At 61.5% G+C, this 25,047-nt stretch carries 25 protein-coding genes; 10 read left to right on the top strand and 15 right to left on the bottom strand.

The window, feature by feature from the left end:
- Positions 1-38: 38 nt before the first annotated feature.
- The 3 genes from CK498_RS07020 to CK498_RS07010 are packed head-to-tail and all read right to left on the bottom strand — an operon-like array spanning position 39 to position 3,418.
- Positions 39-1,088, bottom strand: a complete 1,050-nt coding sequence (locus CK498_RS07020) for a TRAP transporter substrate-binding protein (protein ID WP_095620118.1) — start codon at positions 1,086-1,088, stop codon at positions 39-41.
- A gap of 12 nt (positions 1,089-1,100) precedes the next feature.
- Positions 1,101-2,639: a class I adenylate-forming enzyme family protein gene (locus CK498_RS07015; protein ID WP_095620117.1), complete on the bottom strand. Its 1,539-nt coding sequence runs from the start codon at positions 2,637-2,639 to the stop codon at positions 1,101-1,103.
- 17 nt (positions 2,640-2,656) lie between these two features.
- Complete coding sequence (locus tag CK498_RS07010) at positions 2,657-3,418, bottom strand: enoyl-CoA hydratase/isomerase family protein (RefSeq protein WP_095620116.1); 762 nt, start codon at positions 3,416-3,418, stop codon at positions 2,657-2,659.
- 156 nt (positions 3,419-3,574) lie between these two features.
- Between CK498_RS07010 and CK498_RS07005 the strand changes: the two genes are divergently transcribed.
- Positions 3,575-4,345, top strand: a complete 771-nt coding sequence (locus CK498_RS07005) for an IclR family transcriptional regulator (RefSeq protein WP_095620115.1) — start codon at positions 3,575-3,577, stop codon at positions 4,343-4,345.
- 997 nt (positions 4,346-5,342) lie between these two features.
- Here the strand turns inward: CK498_RS07005 and bfr are convergent.
- On the bottom strand, positions 5,343-5,810 hold the full coding sequence (bfr, locus tag CK498_RS06995; protein ID WP_095620113.1) for a bacterioferritin: 468 nt from the start codon (positions 5,808-5,810) through the stop codon (positions 5,343-5,345).
- A gap of 157 nt (positions 5,811-5,967) precedes the next feature.
- Positions 5,968-6,873, bottom strand: a complete 906-nt coding sequence (locus CK498_RS06990; protein ID WP_095620112.1) for a LysR substrate-binding domain-containing protein — start codon at positions 6,871-6,873, stop codon at positions 5,968-5,970.
- A gap of 102 nt (positions 6,874-6,975) precedes the next feature.
- Here CK498_RS06990 and CK498_RS06985 point away from each other — a divergent pair, with 102 nt between their 5' ends.
- On the top strand, positions 6,976-8,142 hold the full coding sequence (locus CK498_RS06985) for a mandelate racemase/muconate lactonizing enzyme family protein (protein WP_095620111.1): 1,167 nt from the start codon (positions 6,976-6,978) through the stop codon (positions 8,140-8,142).
- Positions 8,143-8,196: 54 nt separating this feature from the next.
- Here CK498_RS06985 and CK498_RS06980 read toward each other — a convergent pair whose 3' ends face one another.
- Complete coding sequence (locus CK498_RS06980; RefSeq protein ID WP_095620110.1) at positions 8,197-8,610, bottom strand: VOC family protein; 414 nt, start codon at positions 8,608-8,610, stop codon at positions 8,197-8,199.
- 431 nt (positions 8,611-9,041) lie between these two features.
- Here CK498_RS06980 and CK498_RS06975 point away from each other — a divergent pair, with 431 nt between their 5' ends.
- From CK498_RS06975 to CK498_RS06955, 6 genes are all read left to right on the top strand, one after another.
- The gene (locus CK498_RS06975) at positions 9,042-9,344 is read left to right on the top strand and encodes a TM2 domain-containing protein (protein ID WP_095620109.1); all 303 of its coding nucleotides are present in this window, start codon (positions 9,042-9,044) and stop codon (positions 9,342-9,344) included.
- Entirely contained in the window at positions 9,322-9,672 is a 351-nt protein-coding gene (locus CK498_RS06970; protein ID WP_229358988.1) for a hypothetical protein, read from the top strand. Before CK498_RS06975 ends, CK498_RS06970 begins: the two co-directional genes overlap by 23 nt.
- Positions 9,673-9,808: 136 nt before the next feature.
- The gene (locus CK498_RS06965) at positions 9,809-10,648 is read left to right on the top strand and encodes an AraC family transcriptional regulator (RefSeq protein WP_095620107.1); all 840 of its coding nucleotides are present in this window, start codon (positions 9,809-9,811) and stop codon (positions 10,646-10,648) included.
- Between the two features lie 52 nt (positions 10,649-10,700).
- The gene (locus tag CK498_RS06960) at positions 10,701-11,315 is read left to right on the top strand and encodes a LysE family translocator (protein ID WP_095620106.1); all 615 of its coding nucleotides are present in this window, start codon (positions 10,701-10,703) and stop codon (positions 11,313-11,315) included.
- A 127-nt stretch (positions 11,316-11,442) separates the two neighbouring features.
- A complete protein-coding gene (locus CK498_RS25700; RefSeq protein ID WP_217987713.1) occupies positions 11,443-11,583 on the top strand; it encodes a hypothetical protein in 141 nt (46 codons plus the stop codon).
- 169 nt (positions 11,584-11,752) lie between these two features.
- Positions 11,753-12,919: a DUF1835 domain-containing protein gene (locus CK498_RS06955; RefSeq protein ID WP_095620105.1), complete on the top strand. Its 1,167-nt coding sequence runs from the start codon at positions 11,753-11,755 to the stop codon at positions 12,917-12,919.
- Positions 12,920-12,984: 65 nt separating this feature from the next.
- Here CK498_RS06955 and CK498_RS06950 read toward each other — a convergent pair whose 3' ends face one another.
- Entirely contained in the window at positions 12,985-13,812 is an 828-nt protein-coding gene (locus tag CK498_RS06950; protein WP_095620104.1) for an SDR family oxidoreductase, read from the bottom strand.
- Between the two features lie 106 nt (positions 13,813-13,918).
- On the opposite strand from CK498_RS06950, the gene CK498_RS06945 reads away from it, so the two are divergent.
- Positions 13,919-14,851, top strand: a complete 933-nt coding sequence (locus CK498_RS06945; RefSeq protein ID WP_095620103.1) for a LysR family transcriptional regulator — start codon at positions 13,919-13,921, stop codon at positions 14,849-14,851.
- Between the two features lie 57 nt (positions 14,852-14,908).
- Here the strand turns inward: CK498_RS06945 and CK498_RS06940 are convergent, their stop codons facing one another.
- The 6 genes from CK498_RS06940 to CK498_RS06915 all read right to left on the bottom strand — a co-directional run bounded on the left by CK498_RS06940 (position 14,909) and on the right by CK498_RS06915 (position 21,654).
- Entirely contained in the window at positions 14,909-16,555 is a 1,647-nt protein-coding gene (locus tag CK498_RS06940; protein WP_095620102.1) for a dipeptide ABC transporter ATP-binding protein, read from the bottom strand.
- Positions 16,552-17,406: a metallophosphoesterase family protein gene (locus CK498_RS06935; RefSeq protein ID WP_095620101.1), complete on the bottom strand. Its 855-nt coding sequence runs from the start codon at positions 17,404-17,406 to the stop codon at positions 16,552-16,554. Before CK498_RS06935 ends, CK498_RS06940 begins: the two co-directional genes overlap by 4 nt.
- Positions 17,407-17,464: 58 nt before the next feature.
- Positions 17,465-19,018, bottom strand: coding sequence for an ABC transporter substrate-binding protein (locus tag CK498_RS06930; RefSeq protein WP_095620100.1), 1,554 nt, complete (start codon positions 19,016-19,018; stop codon positions 17,465-17,467).
- A 55-nt stretch (positions 19,019-19,073) separates the two neighbouring features.
- The gene (locus CK498_RS06925; RefSeq protein WP_217987712.1) at positions 19,074-19,751 is read right to left on the bottom strand and encodes an ABC transporter permease; all 678 of its coding nucleotides are present in this window, start codon (positions 19,749-19,751) and stop codon (positions 19,074-19,076) included.
- Between the two features lie 194 nt (positions 19,752-19,945).
- Positions 19,946-20,878 carry an ABC transporter permease gene (locus CK498_RS06920; RefSeq protein ID WP_217987711.1) on the bottom strand — a complete coding sequence of 311 codons (933 nt, stop codon included), beginning with the start codon at positions 20,876-20,878 and terminating at the stop codon, positions 19,946-19,948.
- Positions 20,872-21,654 (bottom strand): HAD-IIA family hydrolase, encoded by a 783-nt coding sequence (locus tag CK498_RS06915; RefSeq protein WP_095620098.1) that lies wholly within the window; start codon positions 21,652-21,654, stop codon positions 20,872-20,874. The genes CK498_RS06920 and CK498_RS06915 overlap by 7 nt, the downstream gene beginning before the upstream one ends.
- A 115-nt stretch (positions 21,655-21,769) precedes the next feature.
- Between CK498_RS06915 and CK498_RS06910 the strand changes: the two genes are divergently transcribed.
- Positions 21,770-22,663 (top strand): LysR family transcriptional regulator, encoded by an 894-nt coding sequence (locus tag CK498_RS06910; RefSeq protein ID WP_095620097.1) that lies wholly within the window; start codon positions 21,770-21,772, stop codon positions 22,661-22,663.
- Between the two features lie 53 nt (positions 22,664-22,716).
- Here CK498_RS06910 and CK498_RS06905 read toward each other — a convergent pair whose 3' ends face one another.
- Both CK498_RS06905 and CK498_RS06900 read right to left on the bottom strand, forming a co-directional pair.
- Positions 22,717-23,859, bottom strand: coding sequence for a mandelate racemase/muconate lactonizing enzyme family protein (locus CK498_RS06905; RefSeq protein WP_095620096.1), 1,143 nt, complete (start codon positions 23,857-23,859; stop codon positions 22,717-22,719).
- Positions 23,856-25,046 (bottom strand): iron-containing alcohol dehydrogenase, encoded by a 1,191-nt coding sequence (locus tag CK498_RS06900; protein WP_095620095.1) that lies wholly within the window; start codon positions 25,044-25,046, stop codon positions 23,856-23,858. Before CK498_RS06900 ends, CK498_RS06905 begins: the two co-directional genes overlap by 4 nt.
- Position 25,047: the final 1 nt, after the last annotated feature.

Below are 25,047 nucleotides of genomic sequence, written 5' to 3'. Positions count from 1 at the left end.
TGTCCCCATTCCGAGGAATGGGGACGTGAATCTTGCCGTCACTGCATGGTGCGATATTCTTCGACCAGCTGCTGGCCTTGTGGGCCGGCCTTCTCTAGCCACTCCGCTTGCATTGCTTCACCGATACGCTTGAACTCTGCTTGGAGTTCCTCGTTGGGCTGGTTGATTGCAACGCCTTTTTCGCTCAGGCGGTTCTTGAGTTCATCGGTAAGCTCCCTGGCCTGTTCCTCGCCGCGCTGCTCGGCTTCTGCGGCAATGGCCATGACCTCCTGCCGCGTTTCTTCGTCGAGTGCTTCCCAGCGCTCCTTGTTGACGAAGACGTGACTGAGGACCAGCCATGCCTTGGCATCGTAGAAGTAGGGGAGGTAATCCCATAGCTGGTGATTGTAGACGGGGTCGCCGGAGGAGATCAGCGACTGCACCATGCCGGTGGCTGCCGCCTGGGAAAGCTCTGCCTCCTCGATCAGGGTTGGCGTCATGCCCATCAGTTCGGCAAAGCGAGCCGTTGCCGTATTATAGGCCCGGAACTTGAGTCCCTCGGCATCCTCGGCTGATGTGATCTCGCGATCGAAGAAGACGCCTTGCGGAGGCCAGGGAATGTGGTAGAGCAGTTGCAGGTTCTGCTCGGCCATCAGTTCATCCAGTGCTGGTTTGGTTACTTCCCAGAGCTGTGCAGACTCTTCGAAGGAGTCCGCCAGAAAAGGCACTGAGTCGATCCCATAGAGGACGCTCTCGTTCTGATGGGCGGAAAGGACATGAACTCCAATCTGTGCCTGGTCACGCTGTACGGCACGTTTGATCTGATCGCCAGGGAACAGCGATCCGCTTGGGTGAACGCGTATGTCCAACTCACCATTGGTGGCATCTCGAACCTGCTCGGCGAACCAGCTCACATTCTCGGTGATGTAGTTGTCTGATGGTTGGGGGGAGGGGAAGTCCCATACATCAGCATAGGCAATGCTGTTTGTTGCCAGGATAGCCGCCGTAATGGCGACACTTTGTTTCAGTAGATTGACCATTGTATGGGTCTCCTTTTTTCTAATTGTTGCAGCGATGGTTGAGTTGTTGGTCTTGTCGTTATTATTCATGTTGCCTCTGTCTTACGTTATGTTGAGTTGTTGGCTATCCCATGCTTCGTCTAGGGTCTTGGGAAGGCAGTGCTTGACGATGCGGTGGCTGGGTGTTCGCTCGAACTCCTTCACCACGGCGATATAGCGTGGGCACTGGTAGGAGGCGAGGCGTTCCTTAAGCCAATGGTAAAGCTCACGAGGCTCGATGCTGCGACCAGCCTTCGGTTTCAGGAAAAGCTTGATCTCTTGCTCGCCTATGTCGGCGGCGACACCGATCATGGCGCACTCCTCGACATCGGGGTGCTGCTGGGTGACCGACTCCACCTCCCAGGCTGAGACGTTCTCACCCCGGCAGCGCACGCTGTCGGTGATGCGCCCGAGGAAGTAGAGAAAGCCATCCGCATCTAGCCAGCCGCGGTCTCCGGTATGCAGTACGCCGTTCGTCAGTGTCTTCTGCGTGGCCTCGGCGTTGCGGAAATACCCATCGAACAGCACGCCGGGCTGTGCTTCGCGGACTACCACCTGCCCCGGTTCGCCTGCGGCGACGGGGCAACCTTGGTCGTCCTCAATGGCAACATCCAGCCAGGGTACGGGACGGCCCACCGATCCAGGTTTTCCTTGGGCATTGAAGGTGGTCAAGCTCGAGGCTTCCGTCATTCCGTAGCACTCGCGGATCTCGAAGCCGAAGCGATCCTGCAGGGTCGTCCAGATGTCGCTCGGACAGCCCCCACCCCAGGCAATGCGTACGTTGTGCGCGGTTTCCAGTTTGCTGGGTTGCTGCTTAAGGAGGATCTGCAGGACGCCGCCCAGGTAGTGGATGTGAGTTGCACCGCTAGCATGGACTTGCTCCCAGAAACGACTGGCGCTGAAGCGCTCGGTCAGGCTGAGACGCACATCGAAGAACAGCGGCAACAGCAGCATCTGGGCGCCACCAATGTGATAGAAGGGCTCCCACTGGAAGAATATGTCGCCTGGCTTGATCGAGCAGAGTAGTTCGACGCTCTTCAGGGCATACGCCATCATTGCATGCGTGACGCGCACCCCCTTTGGCTTGCCCGTTGTACCGGAGGTGTACATCAAGGCATACAGCTCCGACATGGACGGCGCCGGTGCGTCCAGCCTTTCCCGGCCCTCCAGATGTTCGGAGATCGTATCTTCTGAGCCTCCCAGCACCAGCGTCTTGCCCGTGAAGACCGCTCCACTGGCGGCGATGACCGTCAACAGGTCGTCATCGGTGAACAGAACCGTGGGGTCGCAATGCTTCAGAATGTACTTCAAACCATTGCCACGCTGGCGAGCATTGACCGGGACCCAGACGATACCCGCCTTGGCCAGGGCGAATAGGATGGCGATAGCCTCGGGGCCATTCTTCATCATGACCGCGGCACGCTCACCCGGTCGCATGCCCAATTCACGGCATAGATAAGTGGCCAGTGCCTCAGCCTGACGGTCGAGCTCGCCGAACGTCAGGGGGCGTTGATCGAAATTCCCAAATAAGCGTTCCGGCTCGCGCGTGGCGATATCGCGCAGCCCGAGAATGAAACTGGGATCGTTGAGGTTGAAAGTCATAGTCGTCAGATCTCGATTCAACCGTTTCGGCGCTCGAGGAAGAGCTCCATCATGCGTGCCGGTTCACCCGAGGCGTAGGCCTCACCCTGGATGCGAACCCCCGCCTCGAGGCAGTCACGGAAGCCGGGTTCGGTGATTTCTTTGAAGCGCTGACGATCCAGGCGCATTGCCACGGGCGGTTTGTCGGCGAGCGCTTCGCCCAGTGCCAAGGCTTCCGGCATAACCTGGTCGGCTGCAACCAGGCGGTTGATCAAGCCAAGGGCGTGTGACTCTTCGGCATTCATCAGACGGCCACTCAGGGTCAGGTCGATGGTACGAGCGAGTCCCAGATGTTCGCGCATGATCCAAGGGCCTGTCGTGCTGGCGATCCCCGAGTTGATTTCGGGCTGGCCCATGCGGACGTCGGCATGGGCGATGCGAAAATCACACAGTAGTGCTACCTGGAAGGCCGACCCAGCCGCGACGCCGTTCAGGGCGGCAATGATGGGCCTGGGGCTGCTGCGCAGCTTGTCGTAGAGCGTCTCCCACTCGCCCACCCAGCGTTTGGCTCGCTCGGCGTCGAAGGACCGGGTCTCGTTGAGATCCTGACCGGCACTGAAGGCTCGTTCGCCGGCACCGGTTAGCACGATGGCGCCGAGCGAATCGTCGTTGGAGAACTCCTCGAGCGCGGCGATGAGCTGCTGACGCATCTCGCTGTGCCAAGCGTTGAGCACTTCGGGGCGGTTCAGGGTGATGACGCCTACACGGCCTTGCTTGTTGGTGAGGATGTGTTCGGACATGATGGCTTCTCGGTTGTTTGTGTCTTTGTGATTGCAATGCGATCACTGATGATCTACATTTAATCAATGTAGTTGAATAGCGCGCATTGTGAAACCCAAAATCGACACAAGAAGGGTTTTTACTTCGAAAAGATCAGGCTAGGGAGGGGTAAGGTTTTGAGCGAAAAAGAAAAAGTGGACCGCTTGATGGTCAAGAGCGTGGTGAAGGCGTTTCGGATCCTCGAGGTCTTCGATGCCGAGCACCCGGCGATGAGCGTCAAGCAGCTGGCGGAACGCTGTGACATGGACCGGAGCGCGGCGCAGCGCTTCGTACACACCCTGACGCAGCTAGGCTACCTGCAGCGCAACGAGGAGACGCAGTTGATCGAGCCCAGCGTGCGCACGCTGGATATCGCCGCGCACTACCTCCATGCGCACCCACTGGTCGACAAGGTACGCCCCTACCTGCTGAACCTGAGCAAGGAAACGGAAGGGTCGGTCAGCCTGACGATTCTGGACGGGCAAGACGTGGTGTATCTCTCACGCTTGCTCAGCCGCAATATGCTCGATACCGACATCACCATCGGATCGCGCCTTCCGGCATTCTGTACGGCGCCTGGGCTGGCGATGTTGTCTCAGCTGCCAGAGCAAGAGGCAGTGGAGATTCTGGAACGCACACAACGCAAGGCCTACACACCGAATACCGTGTATGAAGTGCCTTCGATTATGGAGCGCTTGGCTCGATTCCGGCGCCAGGGATACGCACTGTCGGTCGAGGAATATTTTCTCTCCGACATCTCCATTGCGGTACCGGTACTTGATAGGCATAACCGACCGCGAGCGGCTGTCAGCATCTCGATGTCCCGGGTGCGGAGCATGCCCGAGGAAGTGGAGCAGAACCTCTCGGATTTGCTGATCGCTACGTCAAGACAACTGTCGAGGTTATAGTATCCAATAAGCTCCAAGCTTTCCTCTGTCACCAGGTTTACGCCATAGGCTTGGGCAAGGTGCATAACGTGTCGTATGTGCTAGGCTTTTGCAGTGGTCTTGTCATGTGACTATGCAACCTAAAAGCGTTGATCATCGGCTACGAGCACTGGTAGTTGCGGCTGACATCGGCCGGAGCTATCCCAAGAGGGTTAATAAATGAGCCTGGAAATCACCCTGGTCGTCTTACTGGCTGCGCTGTTCAATGCAAGTTGGAGTGTGATCGTCAGAGTGGGTGGCGACAGGGTTGCCGTCTGGCGGTGGTCACGCTATTCGGCAGTCTCATCTCGGTGTTCGCGCTGCCCTTCGTACCGCTCCCGGATCCCGCTAGTTGGCCACTTCTCACTTTGGCCATCTTGATACACATGGCCTATCACTTTACCCATGGCCTATCAGCATGGTGATTTTGGCCAGGTCTATCCCATCGCCCGCGGATCGGCACCCTTGCTCGTGACTCTCGGTGCCGCGGTGTTTGCGGGAGAGCTCCTGGGCTTTCTGCCAATGCTTGGGGTGCTCTTCCTGACGGTCGGTGTGATGTCCTTGTCACTTGATACTCGAACGGGCCTCACCAAGAATCCCCGAGCGATTCTGTTAGTCCTTGGCACGGGCGCATTAATCGCGTCCTACACACTGGTAGGCGGCCTTGGCGCACGGCAGGCGGGCGCGCGTACGAGCCATTGCCCTATCTGGGCGACTTGATGTTCTGGTGGTTGCTGCAGCCGTTGATTGCCGAGCCGCGGCCGCTACTCGAGGTTGGCGATACCCATGAAAAGTGGCGGCACCGCCAGCTTGCGCTCACGGGATTGGGGCAGGCCGTGCTCTAGGGGTAGCGCCACTGGTTGGACCATGCAAGCGGCGAGCGGTGGGTAGGCGGGATGCGTATTCGCCCACAAGGGGGTGATGGCTGAGCCCTGGGGCTCGCCAATATGTTGCGAGGGCGCCCGCCGGGCGCCCTGGCTTACATCTGTGCCTGGAGATAATTCTCTCTGCCCAGCATCTTGATCAGCCTAAGCTGCTGCTCCAGCCAGTAGGCGTGGTCCTCTTCGGTGTCGGCCAGCAGCCCTAGCAGCACGCTGCGGGTCTGGAAGTCACTCTCTTTCTCGCACAGCGCGATGGCGTCCTTGAGGGCGTCGCCCACCTCGTACTCGAGCTGCAGGTCGTTGCCGAGCATCTCCTCCACATCCTGACCCACACGCACCGGGGTGCGGGTGTGCATGTCGGGCTTGCCCTCGAGGAACAGGATTCGCTCGATCAACTGCTTGGCGTGGCCTTTTTCATCGTCGAACTCATGGGCGATGCGCTCGTAGAGCTTGGTGAAGCCCCAGTCGGCATACATTTCGGAATGGATGAAATACTGGTCCATGGCGGCGAGCTCTGCCGCCAGCAGGCCGTTCAAGGCGTCGATAATGTTCTGCTTGCCTTTCATGGGGTTACCTTTATTAGTGCGATGTATAGGTAAGGTATCCTAGAAGGAAACACGGTAGTGGTCAATTTTTCCTTTAAATTCAGTGTCTTGATATTAATTTCGCGTGCGATTTGCATTCGGTTTCCAGCGTGCCAGCGCTCTTCTTGAGCGAATGGAGTCAATCTATCGCCCTGGCTTCCTGCATCGTCACGGCTTGCCAGAGCGCCTCCGCAGCCCTGCCGCTGAGCTCCCGCTCGCGGTAGAGCTTGATGGCAACGGGCAGGCTCCACTCCTCGCCGCCGGCCGCAACCAAGCTGCCGGCGTCGAGGTCCTCCACCACCAGGGTGTGCGGCAGCCAGGCGACGCCGCGGCCATCGAGGGCCATGGTACGCAGCACCGAGGCGGCATGGGCGGTGAAGACGGTATTCGCAGCCGCCAGGCGTCGGTCGAATACCGAGCGAATGATGCGTCCCAGGCCCGACTCCTCGCTGTAGTGCAACAGCGGCACGCCCGCTCCGGTGCCCAGTAGGTGGCGGGCTTCGCCTTGCTCGTTGGGTGAACAGACGGGGATCAGCTCGTCGTCGCCGACCTGAATGGCGAGGTAGGCATCCGCATCCAGCGCCCCCGGCGCCTGCGCGTGGGCATGGCTCAGCACGAACTGGGCCTTGCCCTCCCGCATCAGCGCCTCGCAGCGCTGCAGCACATCCGACATCAGCTGTACCGACTCGAGCGCGGCCGTGGCTTCCAGGCCGCGCAGCCAGCGTGGCAGAAAGGTGAAGGAGAGTGCGTGGGTAGAGGCCAGGCGCAGTGTCACCGAGCTGGCCTCGGCCACTCGCTGGGCATCCCCCGGTACCCGTGAGACCCGTGCCAGTAGATCCTGTGCCACGCCGAGAAACCACTTACCAACGTCCGTCAGCCTGGCGGGCTGGGTGCTGCGGTCGAACAGTTCGGCACCGACCCACGCCTCCAGCGCACGAATGCGACGGCTGAACGCGGGCTGGGAGCTGTGCCGTTCCTCGGCCGCGCGGGAAAAGTTGCCGGTTGGCGCCAGGGCCAGAAAATCTTCGAGCCAAATGAGGTTCACTACCGATTCGTCCCGTGCATGACATCAGTGAAATTGAGCATTGGCCGCCAGCCCCTGGATGAGTCGATCATGGCCTGACATCGTTACCCATGGAGACCCAGTATGAAGATCGTCGAGATTCGCGAGAAGACCCTGCCCATCAGCTCCTCCATCCGTAATGCCTACATCGACTTCAGCAAGATGACGTTGAGCCTAGTGGCCGTTATCACCGATGTAGTGCGCGACGGCAAGCCGGTGGTGGGCTACGGCTTCAACTCCAACGGGCGCTACGGCCAGGGTACCCTGATGCGCGAGCGCTTCATCCCCCGGGTGATGGACGCGAACCCGGATGACCTGCTCGACGCCAGCGGGCGCAATCTCGATCCGCACAAGATCTGGGACGCCATGTTCATCAACGAGAAGCCCGGCGGGCACGGCGAGCGCTCGGTTGCCATGGGCACCATCGACATGGCGGTGTGGGACGCCGTGGCCAAGATCGAGGAGAAACCGCTGTTCCAGCTGCTGGCCGAGCGCTATGGCGACGGCCAGCCCAACCGCGATGTCTTCGTCTACGCGGCCGGCGGCTATTACTACCCCGGCCAGGATTATCGCAAGCTGCAGGATGAGATGCGCAGCTATCTCGATCGCGGCTATAACGTGGTCAAGAAGAAGATCGGTGGCGCCTCCCTGGAGGAGGACCTGCGCCGCATCGACGCCATCATGGAGGTGCTGCAGGATGGCCAGAAGCTGTGCGTGGATGCCAACGGCCGCTTCGACCTGGAGACCGCAATCGCCTACGCCAAGGCGCTCTCGCAGTACGACCTGTTCTGGTACGAAGAGCCCGGCGACCCGCTCGACTTCGAGCTGCAGGCGACCCTGCGCAGCTTCTACACCAACCCCATGGCCACCGGCGAGAACCTTTTCTCGATGCAGGACGCACGCAACCTGATCCGCTACGGCGGCATGCGCCCCGATCGCGACTGGCTGCAGTTCGACTGCGCGCTGAGCTACGGCCTGGTCGAGTACCTGCGCACCCTCGACATGCTCAAGGAGCACGGCTGGTCGGCGAGCCGCTGCATTCCCCACGGCGGCCACCAGATGTCGCTCAACATCGCCGCCGGCCTGGGCCTCGGCGGCAACGAGTCCTACCCTGACCTGTTCCAGCCCTTCGGCGGCTTCCCCGATGGCGTACGCGTGGAGAACGGCTTCGTGACCATGCCCGACCTTCCGGGTATCGGCTTCGAGGGCAAGGCTGACCTCTATCGCGTCATGCAGGATCTATCGGCCTGACCGCAGCTCTAGCCTCACCGCCAGCTCGCCCTGAGGGCGAGCTGCACTGCCACATCAGTCCGCGTCCGACGGTATGGCTGCCGGGTCCATCCAGAATGGCTCCCATACATGGCCGTCGGGGTCTGCCAATGCGCGGCTATACATGAAACCATGCTCCTGCGCGGCGTTAATATCCGCGATGCCGCCGTTGGCGGCGGCAGCCTCGCATATGGCATCGACTGCTGTACGGCTCTCGCACGAGACGGCCAGCATGACCTCGCTGGCATCGCTCGTCGGGATCGGCCGGTCGGTGAAGACGCGCCACTTGGCATGAGTGAGCAGCATGATCTTTATCGACTCGCTCAATTCCATGCAGGCCGCCGTCTGGTCGGTGAAGTGCGGGTTGTTGGTAAAGCCGAGTGCTTGATAGAACGCCATGGACGTCTCCAGATCGGCAACAGGCAGGTTGATGAATATCTTGTGCGACATGATGGGGCTCCTTCCGGGTGATGTAACAGGATCCGTCGCTTACCCCTACTAGTCGGTTGGCCCTCCGCGATTTCGACAGGGCCCGCCATGCCGAACACACCTGTGACTATCGATAAGAGGCGTAGACTCAATGGCAGGCGCCAGCGTGCCTGAGGGCCCAGCACATGGGCTGCGATTGACGCCTATGTCGCTTTATCTCCATCGGCTAACAGCATATGCGGTTACCACGCTTGGTAAGTAGTCCTTAAGAGTTCGTCTTTCCTGGAAAGTGGACTCATGACACCTGTGATGTAGGCTGATATACTAATGTCCTTGCATGGATGCAATAGGGCTGTCCACTCTCCCCTTAGCACTCAGTTAGCAACCCTGAGAACGCCCTTGGCGCGTGAAAGCAGCCGGACGTTCTCGTTTTTATTAGACAAGGATGTTGGATGAACAAGCCAAAACGAAAGAACCGACTCATCGCCCTGACGCTCGCCATGTTTCTCGGCTTTTTTGGCATTGATCGGTTCTACCTGGGTAAGTGGAAAACGGGAATTCTAAAAGGGGTAACGTTTGGAGGACTGCTGTTCTGGTGGTTCATCGACGGCGCGCTTCTGCTCTTGGATGCTTTTTTTCATTCTCTGGGGAAAGAGAAGGGCATTATCAAAGATGCATCAGGAAATGAGCTGAAGTATGGGCTCTCAATGTATAAATTCAAGAACGGTCGCTTTGAGCGCGACTGGTTCAAGTGAAGTAACCCGGCGGACGCACGCCGAAGTGGCTGACAAGGTGATGAGCCAGGAGATGATGCAGATATCCTTCGGCATGCTTTTCCTGGCCTTTCTTCTGGTCGTAACATTGCGTAGTCATGGGTTGCTCTGGCCTTATGTTGCCTTTCTTTTGTTCGAGATTGTTGGAGTGTTCGATTTTGTTGTTCTCGACGATGAAAAATTTGGCTTGGCGATAAATGAAGTTGGGTCTTCTTATAAATATTCTACCTACGATTATCTTGCGTCACTGATGTTTTTCCTGTCATCTACATTTTATTTTGTTGCAAGGCATAGAACTCCTCGGCAGTAAAGATCTAGCCATGGCTTCCTTGCGCCTTACACGCGGAGCCTCTCGAAGGCAGAGCCACCACTTTCCGCAATAATGTCCAAGCCACGCGACCGAGCCGGGCCTATGCTGTGCCGTAGTGGTGTCAGGGAGGTGTGACATGGCGAAACAATCCAGCCAGTTCGACTACTACAAGAGTCAGCATATTCCCGAGCTTACGGTGCTACGGGCGGCGCTAAGCGATTTCAGCTACGACCGCCATGCCCACGAGGAGTACGCTTTAGGTGTGACCCTCGCCGGGCAGCAGGATTTCTTCAGCAACGGGGAGTTCCACCGCAGTACGCCTGGCAATGTCGTTCTACTCAATCCCGAGGAAGTCCATGATGGACACCCGGGCGACGACAGTATGCTGGGCTATGTCATGGCTTATGTGGCTCCTCGTCAGATGGAATCAATGTTTGCCGAGGCAGTGGGGCGAGAAGACGCCGGGCGATTCATGAGCAGGGAAACGCTGATCTCGGATCCCGTACTGCGCCGTTCCATCCTGGACCTCTCCCACCTGGTCACGCAGCAAGCGGGCACGTGCATCGAGCAGGAGCACGCCCTTTATCGGATCGCCACTCGCCTGGTGCAGCGTAGCGGCACGTTCCAGGTAGACGGCAAGGTGAGTCGGCCCGATGCGCTGCTTATCCGCGCCAAAGAGTACATCCTGGCGCATCTCGAAGACGACGTCTCGCTGGACGACATCAGCCAGGCTGCCCATCTTTCGAAGTACCACTTCCTGCGCCTGTTCCGGCAGCAGTTCGGCATTACGCCGCACCAGTACGTGCTCAGCTGCCGGGTCAATGCCGCGCGCAATGACTTGTCGGCAGGCGCACCACCCAACGATGTGGCCTTCCGCTACGGCTTTACCGACCTAAGCCACTTCAACCGGCGCTTCAAGCGCATCTATGGCAAGACACCCCATCAGTACCAGCGCAGTGTCACTGCGCCCCACTGAGCGCAAGCCACTCGGCGAGTCGTAACGCGCTACCCCAACGGGAGTTAACCCAATGATCGAGATCGTCGCCTATGCCCTGGGCGTCATGTACACGCCTGGGCCCGTGAATCTGCTCGGCCTCAATGCGGGCCTCAACGGCCAGGTCAGAACATCCCTCGGTTTCTTCGTCGGGGTGGGGCTGGCCATGCTGATTCTCTTGCTGGTGTTCGGCTGGGCCGGCGCGGCCTGGCTACGCGGCGATATGCTTGCCTTGGTGGGGGCGCTGGGCTGTGGCTATATCCTCTATCTGGCCATCAAGGTGGCTCGCTCCAGCATCAACCTGAGTGCCGTGCGTCAGGCCTCTCGCGTGCTGAGCTTTCGCGATGGCCTGATCATGCAGCTGTGTAATCCCAAGGCCATGATCGTGACCTTGCCGATTGCCACCATCCAGTTCCCCGCGGCCGGCATCCATGACATGAGTCTGGTGCTCTGGTCGCTTGGCCTGGCGGCGATGGCCTTCGGTGCCCCCAGTAGTTACGCGCTGGTGGGCGCCGTGGTCGGGCAGCGCATCGAGAACCCCACTATCTTCAAGGGCTTCAGCCTCGCCATGGCGGCCCTACTGGTGTGGGTCGCGATCACCATCGGCTACGAGCACGTGTGGTTGCCGCTGGTGTCGGGTGGACTTTGATGCTCTTTTATCTGCAGAAGCTGGAAAATGTATATTGCGCTACGCTTAATCGCGATGAATGGCGTCGCCGAAGAGAGGTTGGGCCAATAGACGCGAAGCCTCTCTCCAATTCCTAGAGAGTTAACGAATGAGCCTGGAAATCACCCTGGTCGTCTTACTGGCTGCGCTGATCTCCACCTTTATCTTGAAGGAGGGCTTTGGCGTTTGGCGGTTCATTTCCTCCGGGCTGATCGCCTGCGGTATCGCGCTGACACGCTATAAGCCATAGCGGCCTTTCAAACCAGGCTGGATTGACGCTCCTGTGTTTTTCGGAGAGGCTAAGGGCAGCGCCGCAAGGCGTCCCCGTCCGCGGAAAGGGCTGCGCCCATCGCTTCACATCACGGATTCCATACGACTCCCGGCCTGTCCGGCGGACACAGGCGCATGGAGGGAATCGTATGTCCACGCTCCCCCGGCGTGATGCCACGTCACACGGTCGTTTCAATCTCGAACAGCAGCGCAAGCGTGCCAAGGAGCTGCTCAAGGCGGCACGTGCCGACGAGCCTGCCGCCCTGGCACGCTTGCTTCAGCATATCCCCCCGCGCGAAACGCCGCTGAAGCTTGCGGATGCTCAGTTTGTCATTGCCCGTGAATGCGGCTTCCCTAGCTGGCCGATGCTCAAGGCGCATATCGAATCGCTCGACGTCTCGCGGCGGTTATTGAATGAATGCGGCGACCGCGACATGGCCACGCTACACATTCGCTGCGGCTCGGATATCGAGCACACCCTGCGCACCGCCGGCTTCGAGGGTGACTTCCTCGAGTTTTCCGATCCGTTCTGCATCGGCCCGCTGCAGGATCTTTCGCCCGAGGCGCTGATGCGCTTGCGTGCCAGCTTTTTGGCGGAGGTTTCCGGCATGGCTGAGCGTGATGCACTGGCCCGGCTGCGCAAAGGCTACGAGGCATTGGACCAACTCAGGCGCTATGAGCGGTTGGTGCTGTGGTTCGAGCACGATAGCTACGACCAGTTGATCCTCGCCTACCTGCTGCACCGGCTGCATGCGGACCCACCGAAGGCCAGAATCGAGCTGGTGGCGGTGGAGTCAGTGCCCGGCGTGGAACGCTTTATCGGCATCGGCCAGCTCGCCCCGGATCTGCTCGCCTGGCTGTGGCGGCAGCGCCGCCCCGTTGAGACGCCATTGCTCGAGTTGGGCACTCGGGCGTGGCAGGCACTCACTGCCGAAAGCCCCGAAGCGCTACAGGCACTGGTCGCCACCGGCACGCCGGCCCTACCGATGATGGGCCGCGCGCTGGCCCGGCACCTGCAGGAGCGGCCCGCCGCAGACACTGGCCTAGGCCTGACGGAACGACTGACGCTCGAGATCGTACGCGACCACGGCCCGCTGCCGGTGGGCAGGGCGTTCTCCTATCTGATGCGCGAGTACGAGCCGCTGCCCTACCTAGGCGACCTGATGTTCTGGTGGCTGCTGCAACCGCTGATCGATGCACCAGAGCCGCTGCTTGCCATCAGCGCCACCCATCAGGAGTGGCCCCACCGCCAGCTCGCGCTGACGGCGCGGGGCTGGGCCGTACTCGGGGGGCTCCAGGATGGCTCTCAAACATGACTCTGCTAGTGCCAGCATCGCTGTTGAGCCTGGCAGCCGGTCCGTTGGCTCCAGCGACGCCGGATTCAATCGGTGTCAGCCGAAAACGCCACTGCACGTTGGGCCTCAAGCGCCTGGAGCCGTTCTTCCAGCGCCTGCTTGATGCCGGTATACGCCGAGCTGCCTAGCGCCAGCCGCAAGGGTGGATTCGGCTCGTCGGCGGCGGCGATCATGGCGTCTACCGTCCTGGCGGCATCACCCTTTATCTCGAAGCTGCCATCCGCCACGGCACGCCTGACGTCGCCCGCCGGCGTTGCCTCATAGGCCTCCATCGGCGTTCCGTGCACAAGCCCGGTGGCGAAGTCGGTCGCGGTGGGGCCAGGTTCGACAATCAGGAAATCGATCCCGAGCGGCGCCACGTCTTGGGCCGTCGATTCGACGAAACCCTCGATGCCCCACTTGGTGGCGTGGTAGAGCGAGAAGTTGGGATAGGCTTTCTGGCCGCCTTCCGAGGAGACCTGTACGATGCGCCCGCCGCCCTGGGCGCGCAGGTGGGGTAGTACCGCCCGGATCAATTGGATCGAGCCGGTGAGATTGGTGGTGATCTGGTGGTCTATCTGCTCGTCGCTGAGCTCTTCGGCGGCGCCGAAGAGGCCATAGCCGGCGTTGGATACCACCACATCGATCCTGCCCATACGCTCGAAGGCTTGGTGGGTAACCTCGCGGATCCGTGGTACATCGGTCAGGTCGAGTGTCAGCACCAACAGGCGTTCGCCATGTGCCTGCTGCAGCGCGTCGAGCACGCCCTCCCGGCGCAGCGTGGCGACCACGCGATCGCCGCGTGCCAGTAGCCGTTCGGTCATCAGTCGGCCGAGACCTGATGAGGCTCCGGTAATCAACCATGTTTTGCTCATCGTTCTGTTCCTTCCTAACGGGTGGGTTGGCCAGTTCATGGTGGTACTCCCGATTGGAAAGCAGAAGTCGTCTAGTATGGGATGATATCGTGAGAGGAATTCACCAATGACCAAGCCGACACTGGCCGACCTCGATGCCTTTGCGGTGGTAGCCGCCGAGCGGAGCTTTCGCCGCGCGGCCGATCTCATCGGTGTCTCGCGCTCGGCATTGAGCCACCGAATGAGACATCTGGAAGAGCAGCTGGGCGTCAGGTTGTTACACCGCACCACCCGGAGTGTCACCCTGACCGATGCCGGCAGTCGGTTTCTGGCGCGCATAACGCCGACCTTGAGGGAGCTGGATGCCACGCTGGATACGCTCGCCGACGACCGCGGCGAACCCAGCGGTCAGCTGCGCATCAATGCCGGCAAGGAGGCGGTCCGGCTGCTGCTAGCCCATGTCGTTCCCGCCTACCTGCGCCAATACCCCGCGGTAGAGCTCGACCTCGTCAGCGAAGGGCGGCTCGTCGATATCGTCGAGCAGGGGTTCGATGCCGGGGTCCGGCTGGGGGAGGCGGTGCCCCAGGACATGATTGCGGTGAAGCTGGGCGATGACTTGCGATTCCTCGCCGTGGCCTCGCCGGACTACCTGCACCGCTTCGGCACGCCCAAGGTGCCCGACGATCTACACAAGCATCACTGCATCCGCCAACGGCTGCCCAGCGGCAAGCGATACCGCTGGGAGTTCGAACGCCGAGGGCAGGAGGTCGCCATCGATGTGCCCGGCACCCTGACGCTCGACGATATCGGCCTCATGGTCGATGCGGCGGCCGATGGCCTGGGTATCGCCTTCGTTCCTGAGGTTGCGGCCCGCGACCGGCTCGCCACGGGCCAGCTCGTTGCGGTGTTGGAAGCATGGAGCCCGCCGTACCCCGGCTTGATGCTCTACTATCCTGGGCATCGCCACGTGCCCGCGGCGCTGCGCGCCTTCATCGACCTGATGAAGGCGCCGGACACCCAGGCCAGCATGCGTAGGGCTCAGCTCTCCGATGGCCGTTAGCCATTTCCGCAACAACCTCCAAGCTCCCGGCAGGGCAGCGAGAGTAGGATGCGCTGGTCACAAGGCCGAGAGCATTGGGCTACGAGGAGCCTGTCGGCGAGGCTCAACATGAGGAACTGCCTCGATCAGTTGCCGGGTATAGTCGTGTTGCGGGGACGCCAGCACTTGACTCGTTGAGCCAGTCTCGACGATACGGCCGCCAAGCATCACGGCGAGGCGGTGGCTTACTCGTTCAACGACCGCCACGTCATGTGTGATGAAGAGCAGCGATAACCCCAGGCGCTGCTGAAGCTCCTGCAGAAGCTCGGTGACCTGCTTGGCAATCGATACATCCAGCGCTGACACCGGCTCATCGGCAATGATCAACCGTGGCCGGACGGAGAGTGCTCGGGCAATGCATAGACGCTGGCGCTGCCCCCCTGAAAATTGATGCGGGTAGCGTTCGAGGTGTTCGCTACCCAGCGCCACCTCTTCCAGCAGTGTCACTGCCAGGTCTCGGCGTTCGCGCTCTTTCACCAGGCCATGGATCAGCGCGGGTTCGGTCACCAGGTTCCAGGCCGGTAAGCGGGGATTGAGGGCAGCAAAAGGGTCCTGGAAGATCATCTGCACTGCCCGACGCATCGGCAGCAGATGGCGCCCCTTCAGAAGCGAGACATCGCGACCATCGAGTCGAATGGCACCTGCATGTATCGGCGTAAGACGCAGGATCGAGCGCGCCAAGCTGGACTTTCCGCACCCCGACTCACCTACCAAGCCCAAGGTCTCAGCGTGGCCGATATGCAGGCTGACGCCATCGACGGCACGCACCTCTTGACGTGGCGCGAAAGGGTGGGGACGTCGGCCCGGATAGATCGTCACCAAATCACTAACGTCCAGTACCGGCGCTGACGCTTTCGGTGGGGCTGGCGACCCGGCGCCAAGGCGTGGCGCGGCTTCCATCAGCAGGCGTGTGTAAGGCTCGCGCGGCGTGTCGAATAGCGCAGAAACCGAGGCCTCCTCGATTTTGTGGCCATCCTTGAGCACCACCACACGGTCTGCTATCTCCGACACAACGCCCATATCATGGGTGATGAAAAGCACACTCATGCCGGTCTCCTCCTGGAGCTGGCGCAGCAGCGCAAGAATCTCGGCTTGGGTGGTAACGTCCAGGGCGGTGGAGGGCTCGTCGGCGATCAGTAAGTTCGGCTTGGCGGCGAGTGCCATGGCAATCAGTACGCGTTGACGCTGCCCGCCCGAGAGCTCATGGGGGTACTGGCGAAGCCGATGGGCGGCGTGGGGCACCTTTACGCGCTCAAGTGACTCGATGGCAAGGCGCTGCAATGCCCTGTGGGTAATCGCTTGTTCTTTTCCTAGTGCCTCGAATAGCTGCTGGCCGATGGTCATGACCGGGTTGAGCGCAGTCATTGGCTCCTGGAAGACCATGGACACCAGTCGCCCGCGGATAGCTTGCATCTGCTTGTCGGTGAGTGCAGTGAGATCATGTGTCTCATCGCCGAACAATCTGATGCGTCCCTGGGTAATGCTGCCGCCCTCATGCTCGATCAGCCGCAGGATCGCCAGAGCAGTGGCCGACTTCCCCGACCCCGACTCGCCGACCAATGCCAGGGTCTCATGGCGATGCAGGGTGAAATCGAGCCCTTTTACCGCTTTATGTTCACCGAAGCAGACATGCAGGTTCGAGACGTCAAGTAGCGGGGCTTTCATGATACCGCCTGCGCTGAAGACCAATGGGATTCGGGCTGTAGCGGCTTGAACCAGCGACTTGCAGGTGGCGTGAACGTCACGCTCAACGGGTCTTCGCCATATACCTGCCAGCTCACGCTGTCGCCAAGCTCAAGGCACCCCCAGGCGCCAGCAGGCTTGCCCAGGGTCGTAAAGCTTTCAGTAAGCGACTGCTGGGCGAGATAGAAGACACCCCCCGCCTGAGTGACGGCATTCCAGTGCACGTGACCCGAGAGGTGCACGATGGGTACCTGGGCACAGGCCATAATGTCACGCACTTGGGCTGACTCCGGGTAGGCGCTCAGGTGAGGTGCGCGTTCGAAATAGTAGTTTCCTACCGGCGGGTTTGGTGCAATGGGGATATGGCTGACGACAAGCTGCGGCCGTTGAGCTCGCTGCAACGTCTCGGCTAGCCACTCGATATCCCCATCGGGCAGGGCCAGATGTCTCTTCCCACCCGAATGTAGACGCGGATCGGCACGCCATAGCACCAAGTCCCACTCGCCCAGTGCGACGACTTGATGGTCCAGTGCCTGGCCGAGAATCTCGGCATTGTCAGCAACCGATAGGTTCTCCAGATCGTGATTACCGTTGACATGGAAACGTGGGCAGCGAATCTCCGTCAGTACCTCGGCAATTTCATTGGCCAGGCGGCGGTCGGTTTCGGGATCGACATCCGAGATACGGTCGCCGAGTTCGACGACGGCATCCGGCTGCAGGGCGTTGACTGCCTCGACGAAGTCGCGTGTGAGGCCAAGCGCCGCATTTCCGCACTTGGTACGCGTGTCGGGACCATGATGAATATCGGTGACGACGGCCAGTCGCAGAGCCATGATGGGTCTCCTATGAGGCGCGCCGCCTTCAGGACGGCGCGCCATTCAACTTGGGGGTTCAGTTCGAGGCCGGGGTGATTCGGCCAGCCCGGAAGTCCAGCACGTAGGGGATATGGCTCGGCAGTGGCTGCCAATCGATGCCCTCACGCATGCCCCATGCCTCATAGGGCCGATAGAGCGGCAGCACCGGCGGATCCTGCTCGATACGCTCCATCAGCTCGGCATAGGCGCTGCGGCGCTCTTCCACGGAGTCTGAAAAACGGAAGCGTTCCCAGGTCTCCTGGTAAGCCTCATCGGTATTGAAGCGATCACAGCTCTCCGAAGGCCCATCCGGCCCCCACATCACGCCGAAGGAGCCAAACGGGTCGGCAAAGTACATGGGGTTTGACCAGTTACGGGTCATCAACTCCGGCGTGCAACCCGTCCACGATTCGATCACGTTGATCTCGCCATTGACGCCCACGGCATCCCACATCTCCATGATCGCCTGAGCGGCCATCAGGCCATTGGTGTAGTAGGCGGAGTGAGTGTCGTAGGTGATGGTGGTACCGTCGTAGCCAGCTTCGTCGAGCAGGCGGCGTGCCTCCTCGGGGTCATGTCGGAAGGTCTCGAGTTCCGGCATGTAGAGCTCGCCAAATTCCTGCATGGTGTGCGTCGAGGGCACGTCGGCCATGCCTCCCCATAGCGACTCATTGAGCAGGTCGCGGTCGATGGCCAGGCTTAGCGCTCGACGAATGCGCGGGTCTTCCAGCTCGGGGTGGTTGACGTTCATGATCATGACATGGAACAGCGGTGTCACTGAGCCAGCTGTCTTCAGGCTGGGGTCGTCGTCGACCAAGTCCAACTGGTCGGGTGCCAGGTTGGTGATCATGTCCACTTCACCCGAGCGCAGCGCGGTCACCCGGCTGACCGTTTCGGGAATACGCGAAGCGATCACCCGCTCATAGGGGGCCGGCTCGCCCCAGAAGTCGTCGAAGCGTTCGTAGACGATACGCTCTCCCGGTACGAATTCGGCGATCCGGTAGGGGCCGGTTCCCACCGGTGCGAGACCGAACGCCTCGTAGTCCGACACTTCATCGACCTCGGGGTGACCGGTGAGGCCCCTCAGGTAATCCTTGGGCACGATCATGGTCTGCTGCATCGACAGCAGCGTCTCGAAGATCGGCTCCGGCTTGGCCGTGTAGACACGTACCTTGCCCTCTTCGGTGGCCTCGGCGCGGGTAAAATTGCCAAGGCGGTCGCGCTTGCGTACCAGGTAAGGTGGATAGGTTGGTGAAAACATGCGGTTCAGGGAAAACACCACGTCCTCTGGCGTCATCTCCGAGCCGTCATGGAACTTGACCCCTTCACGCAGCGTGAACTCGATCATCTGTGGAGAGACGATTTCCCAGTCGGTAGCCAGGCCGGGGGCGAAGTCACCCGAACCGTCGTGGTCTCTGTCAATCAGGGTGTCGAAGCTGTTGTAGTAGTATTGCGAGCCGGCATTGGAGTGATCGCTGCCAGGATCGAGGTAGTTATTCATGTTTTGAACGCCGACGCGCAGCTCCTGCGCCAGGGCGGGCTGAGCCGCCAAGGTGGCGGCGGCGATGGTACCTATCAGTACTTTCTTCATGATGACCTCTTGGGACGACTTGAGCTGAATGTGTCAGACGGCACTTGCAGTTGATTCAGCGCTGGCGCAGCCGAATATCGGCGCGGTCACGCAGGAAATCGCCGATCAGCTGCACGACCAGGGTGACGAGCAGGATGAGCAGCGAAGGGACTATCACCAGCCAGGGAGCACTTGGCATGTAGTCGCGCCCCTGGCCTACCATGCTGCCGAGCGTGGCGGTGGGCGGACGAACTCCCAAACCGAGGAAGGAGAGCGTCGATTCGAGAAGCACGATCTGCGAAAAACTGAGTGCGAACATCACCACCAGTGGTGATACCAGGTTGGGCAGCAGGTGACGGGTGGCGATACGCCAGGGAGACGCGCCGGCGGCCAGGGCTGACTCGATGAACGGCTGGTTGCGTAGCTTGATGACTTCACCGCGCACCACCCTTGCGAAGGTTTCCCAACCGGCGATACCTAATACGATGATCAGCACCAGCAGATCGCCGCCGAAGATTGCCACTGCCAACAGGGCCAGCAGGGTGAAGGGCACGGCGATCTGGATATCGATGGCACCGGCAACAAGGTCGTCGATCAAGCCGCCCTTGAGGCCAGCAACCAATCCCAGTGCCAGCCCCAGCAGCATCCCGAGCGAAGCCCCACCCAAGCCGATGCCCAGGGTGATGCGCAGTGCGTGCAGTCCACGCGAGAAGATGTCGCGCCCTAACTCATCGGTGCCTAGCCAATGGCCCATTGCGGCACCCTCGAAGCCCACGGGGGGGCTTAACCTAGCGAGAAGCGTTTGCTGGTTCGGATCGAAGGGAGCCAGCCAGGGGGCCAAGGCCGTGGCCCCTAGCAACAGTAGGCCGACGACAATGGCCAGACGTACCAGCGGTGTGGCATCGGACCAAAAAGTTCGTGCGTGAAAAAAATACTTGGCGATTCGCTTCATGAGACTCGCGCTCCCAGGCGCACGCGGGGATCAACCAGCGCATAGGCGATATCGATGAGGGTGTTGATCACCACCACGGCGGCCGCCACCGCCAGCACACCGAACTGCAATACCGGGTAGTCACGACGGATCGCTGCGCGCACCAGGAGGTCGCCGATCCCTCGCCAGGAAAAGATGCTCTCGATGACCACAGCGCCGGAGGAGACCAGGGCGGTGACCATCAGGCCGAACACCGACAGCACCGTGATCAGGGTGTTGCGCAAGACATGGCGCACGATCACTTCACGCTCCGACATGCCCTTGGCGCGCGCCGTGCGCAGATAGTCCTGCCCCAGCACGTCCAGCGTGGCGTTGCGGGTATAGCGAATCAGTGCGGCGATATAGGTCAGCGACAGTGCCGTGACCGGCATCAAGTAGTGCGCCCAGGTGCTGTTGCCGGCACTGGGTAGGATCTGCAGCCAATAGGAGAAGACCAGCAACATCAGCGTGGCCAACACGAAATTCGGCGTGGCATAGCCGAGGAATGCCAGCGTCATCACGCTCTGGGCAGACGTGCTGCGGCGCCTCACGGCGGCAAAGACCCCGGCAGGAATGGCGACGACCAGGGTCATCAGAATGGCGCCGCCGATAAGTTGCAGCGTAGGGCCGACGCGTTCCCAGAACACCTGTGTAACCGGGCGTCGCTCAGTGAAGGAGAGTCCGAACTCTCCCTCGGTCATGCCCCTCAGGTAGCGCCAGTACTGTGTGAGAACATCCTCGCGCAGGCCATAGTAGGCGATCAGTTCCGAGCGGCTCTGGGCATCCAGCCCTTCGCCAGCGATAAAGTCGATGGCGTTGCCCGACAATCGAGTGGCAAAGAACACCACCGTCACGACCACGAACAGGGTGATGGCCATCTTTACGATGCGCAGGATCAAGAATCTCAGCACGATGCACCTCCCAATATTGGCCCGAGCCCGGCATTTGGCATGACCTCGAGAAAGGCGATATCGAGTGCCTGGGCGCCGGCTCCGTCGGTCATGACGTTGTCACCGACCATCATTGCCTGACCGGCATGCACGCCAGCGCGGGCAAGCGCTACGTCGAACAGGTGTCGCTCCGGCTTGCCGATCACTCGAAAGTCTTGCCGCGGCAGGACGCTGCAGATCGCAGACAGCAGCGCACCGGTCTCAGGGACAGGGGGGCCATCCAGGCTGGGATGGCTGACATCAGGATTGGCTACCAGTAGCTCGGCGCCCCCTTCGAGGTAGCCAATGATCCTTCTCAGGGCGGCATAGTCGAAGCCGGTGTCACGGCAGAGCAGCACCGTTTGCGGGCAGCATTGCGTAATCTTCAGCCCTTGGGACTCGGCATGGGCGACCAGGGCCTGGCTGGCAAACAGCGCGACGCGGGAGCCAGGTTTGTGCCGGGCAAGATCGTCGATGGCTGCCACACCGGCCAATATCAGTCTCTCATCAGCGATGGCCAGCCCCATACCGCGCAGTCTGGCCCCCAGGCTTGCGGCTGTATCAGTGGAGTTGTTGGAGACGATCCAGAGGCGGTCGCCCAGTCGCTGAAAGAGTGCCTGTGTCCCGGGCAGCGGCAGTTCGCCGCTGATAAGGCAGCCATCAAGGTCACAAAGAATCGCCTGCCAGCGCGGATCCGTGACATCAGGGTGTTGAGAAGGCCGCGTATCTGCTGCCGAGGGGGAAACATTCGCCTGCAAGAGTTGCGCTCCAGTCGTTGGGCTTACCCAGGCAGGTTGAAGTCAAGCTTTGACAATATTGTTGCAAACAAAAGCTGTTCTTGTGGTGAGCAGAACTTCTGTTAGGGGTACCCCCATGAAACTTTCCAGCTCTGCTCGTCGCGCCCTCCATGCCGTCTTGATCAGCGGCTCCTACGCTGCTGCTGCTCGCCATGCTGGTGTGAGCCAACCGGCGATAGCGCAGCAGATAAAGAGCCTGGAGCAGCATTGCGGCGCAGCGCTCTTCGAACGGAGGGACGGTTATCTGGCTCCCACCTCCTTCTGCGAGGAGCTCATTGTCCTCACCGAGAAAATCGATGCCCTGGAGGAGCAGGCCGCGCGACTGCTAGAGCGTCGCCACTCCATCCACACGGGACAGCTGCGGGTTGGCTTGGGCAACTCGATGCCGGGGATGGCATTGATCGCGGCGTTTCAGCGTGAATACCCACAGGTGAATCTATCAGTGACGCTCAGTGACTTCGCTCACATCATCCAAGGTGTGGTGGAGGGACAACTGGATATTGGTGTATTGCCGAACGTCCCACCGGATGAACGCTTCGTTCGCGAAACTCTGATTCATCAGGAAGTGGTGGCTATTGCCCACCCCGACGACCCGGTCTCGCGATTCTCCCGCCTTGATTGCGAGCAATTGATGCAGGTCCCATTGATCTTTCGCAGCCGTGGTTCATCGACACAAGCGCTCGTCGATACGGCTTTCCGCAAAGCCGGGCTCAAGCCGCGCGCCAGGCTAGTGCTGGATACACGTGATGGCGTCTACGAGGCAGTGGCCAACCGCTTGGGGGTTGGCTTTATGTGGCGCCATGGCACAGGGCGCACCGACGCCATTCACCGCATTGCCGTGACGGGCATGGGCCCACCGTGCCCGGAGTCGGTGTTTCGGCTGGTCGAGTCTCAGGATCCTGTCATCAGGGCCTTCTTTGTCGCGGCAAAGAACTTTCGTCGCCATGCCGAAGTACTCAGGCCAAGATGATACTTTCCCCGTCAGTCGCGTTACGACCGCCAAGACCTCGACGATGCACAGCTTCAGGTATAGGTGGCCTGGTCGGCGCGAGTGTCGCGCAGGCGCTGCTCGTCGAGGGCAATGCCCAAGCCCGGGGCCTCGGAAAGGGACAGCCAGCCGGCGTCGTCGGTGGTCAGCGGGGCGAGGAGCGGATAGTCGCGGGCTTCGGGCGTCCACTCCGGCGGGTCGAAGGGGAATTCCAGGTATGGGCAGCCCTTCGGGCCCACGCTGCCGGCGGTCAGGTGCAGGTTGGCGATCAGGCCGATGCCGTTGCCCCAGGTGTGCGGGGTGAACCACTTGCCGTGCGCGGTCACCTCCCGCGCCAATCGGGCCAGCCCCAGCATGCCGATCGAGCAGACGGCGTCGGGCTGGTAAACGTCCAGGCAGTCGCGCCGCAGCATCTCATGGAACTCGTAGGGCTCGCGGGTCATCTCGCCGCCGGCGATCTTCAGCCGGTCGCCGGTATGCGCGTTGAGCGCCGCCATGCCGGGATAGTCGCCCCGGTAGAGCGGCTCCTCCATCCACAGCACGTCGTGACGGATCAGCTCCTCGGCCACCTCGCTGGCCTTGGCCAGGTCCCAGGGAGCCTGCACGTCCCAGGGCATGCGCCAGCCCTGGTTGCAGTCCACCATCAGAGTGAATGTCTCGCCAAGCGCTCGGCGCACCGCCGCCAGGGCCGCCAGGTCGTCGTCGAGTCGGGGGCGGCCGAAGCGCAGCTTCATGGCCGCAAAGCCGGCGTCGCGCACCTGCTCGGCCAGGGCCACCAATTGCTCGAGCGGGCGGTGGGTGCCGCTTGAGGCATAGGCGCGCAGGCGATTTGATGTGCCGCCGAGCATGCGCCACACCGGCTCGCCGCGGATCTTGCCGGCGAGGTCCCAGAGCGCGACCTCCAGCGGCCAGCATCTCCCGGCATGAAAGCCGATGTTGTCGATCACTCCGCTGTGGCGTTCCAGGTCCAGTGGATCGCGGCCGATGAACAGCGAGCGAAAGTCCTCGAAGCCGTACATCGCATCGCCGGAGCCGACGCCTTCGCGCCCTTCGCTGTCGATCACGCGGACCAGGGTCGCCGGAAACAGCCGGCGCGGCTGGCTGTCCCAGGCCGCAGGGAAAGGCGGCTCGAGCAATTGCTGGTGATGGCTGATGTCGATGCGTTCGATGACGCTCATGCGGGCTGCTCCTGGGCGGCTTTCAGGAAGGTCAGGCGGCGCTCGAACAGCGATATCGTGGCTTCGGCGAGCGCACGCCAGTCGTCGGCGCCGGGCCGACGCGCGGCGTTGTCGGCCATGGGGGCATTCTCCGCGGCTTGCATGGCCGCGGCGAGCGCCTCGACATCCATCTCGAGGTCGGCGAAGGGCGCCAGCGCCTCGTTGAAGCAGGCGGCATCGACCAGGGCACTGAAGCGCGCGGGCAGGTCTCGCGCTGCCGTGCCACTGGCCAGCGCATTGGCCGCCGGGGCGAAGACGGCCTCGCGCCCTTTGATCGTCCAGGCCAGGGTGGCCTCTACACCGAGCGTCACGGCGACGCCATGCGGCAGGTGGTAGAGCGAGCCGAGGGCATGACCGATATTGTGCCCCAAGCCCGTGCCGCCGTTGTCGATCGCCTGGCCCGCAAGACAGGCGGCGACCTGCATCTTCTGGCGCGCCTCGAGGTCGTCGGGGGCGGCCACCGTACGCGGCAGTGCCTGCCCGATCAGGCGCATCGCCTGCAGCGCGCTGGCCTCGATAAAGACGTGGCGCCCCTGGCCGCTGGTCGCCTCGAGGGCGTGCACGAAGGCGTCCAGGCCAGTGGCGGCGGTCAACGGCGCCGGCAGAGTGCGCGTCAGCTCGGGATCGAGCAGGACCGCCTCGGGCAGCAGTTCGTCGCCCCAGGCCCACTGCTTGTGTCCTTGGGCGTCGGCAACGATCGAGGTGCGGGTGACCTCCGAGCCAGTTCCCGAGGTGGTGGGAATCATCACCAGGGGGGCGCGCCCTAACCAGGGCGTGCGGGCGAGCAGGTAATCGGCCATCGGGCCGGGACTCATCACCAGGGCGGCCACCAGCTTGGCGATGTCCAGCGAGGAGCCGCCGCCCACGCCGATCACCAGCGGCGCCTCGAGCTTGCGTGCGGCGTCGGCGCCGGCGTCGACCGTGGCCAGGGTCGGCTCACCGGCGGGCGCGATGAAACGCGCTACCTGCAGGTCGTCGTCCAGCAGTGAGGTCACCTGGTCGACCAGGCCGGTGGCGGCGATGCCGGCGTCGGCGACGATCAGCGCGCTGCTGGCCTTGTAGGTTCGACATAGTCCGGGCAGTTGCGATAGCGCGCCGGCGCCGACCATCAGGGGCACCTGTCGGCCGGTGGTGAAGTTCATCGGCATG

Origin of the sequence: Halomonas salipaludis (genome assembly GCF_002286975.1) — a bacterium.
GTDB lineage: Bacteria > Pseudomonadota > Gammaproteobacteria > Pseudomonadales > Halomonadaceae > Franzmannia > Franzmannia salipaludis.
Note: the sequence above shows the minus strand (reverse complement) of the source record. Positions and strands in the feature narration are given on the sequence as shown.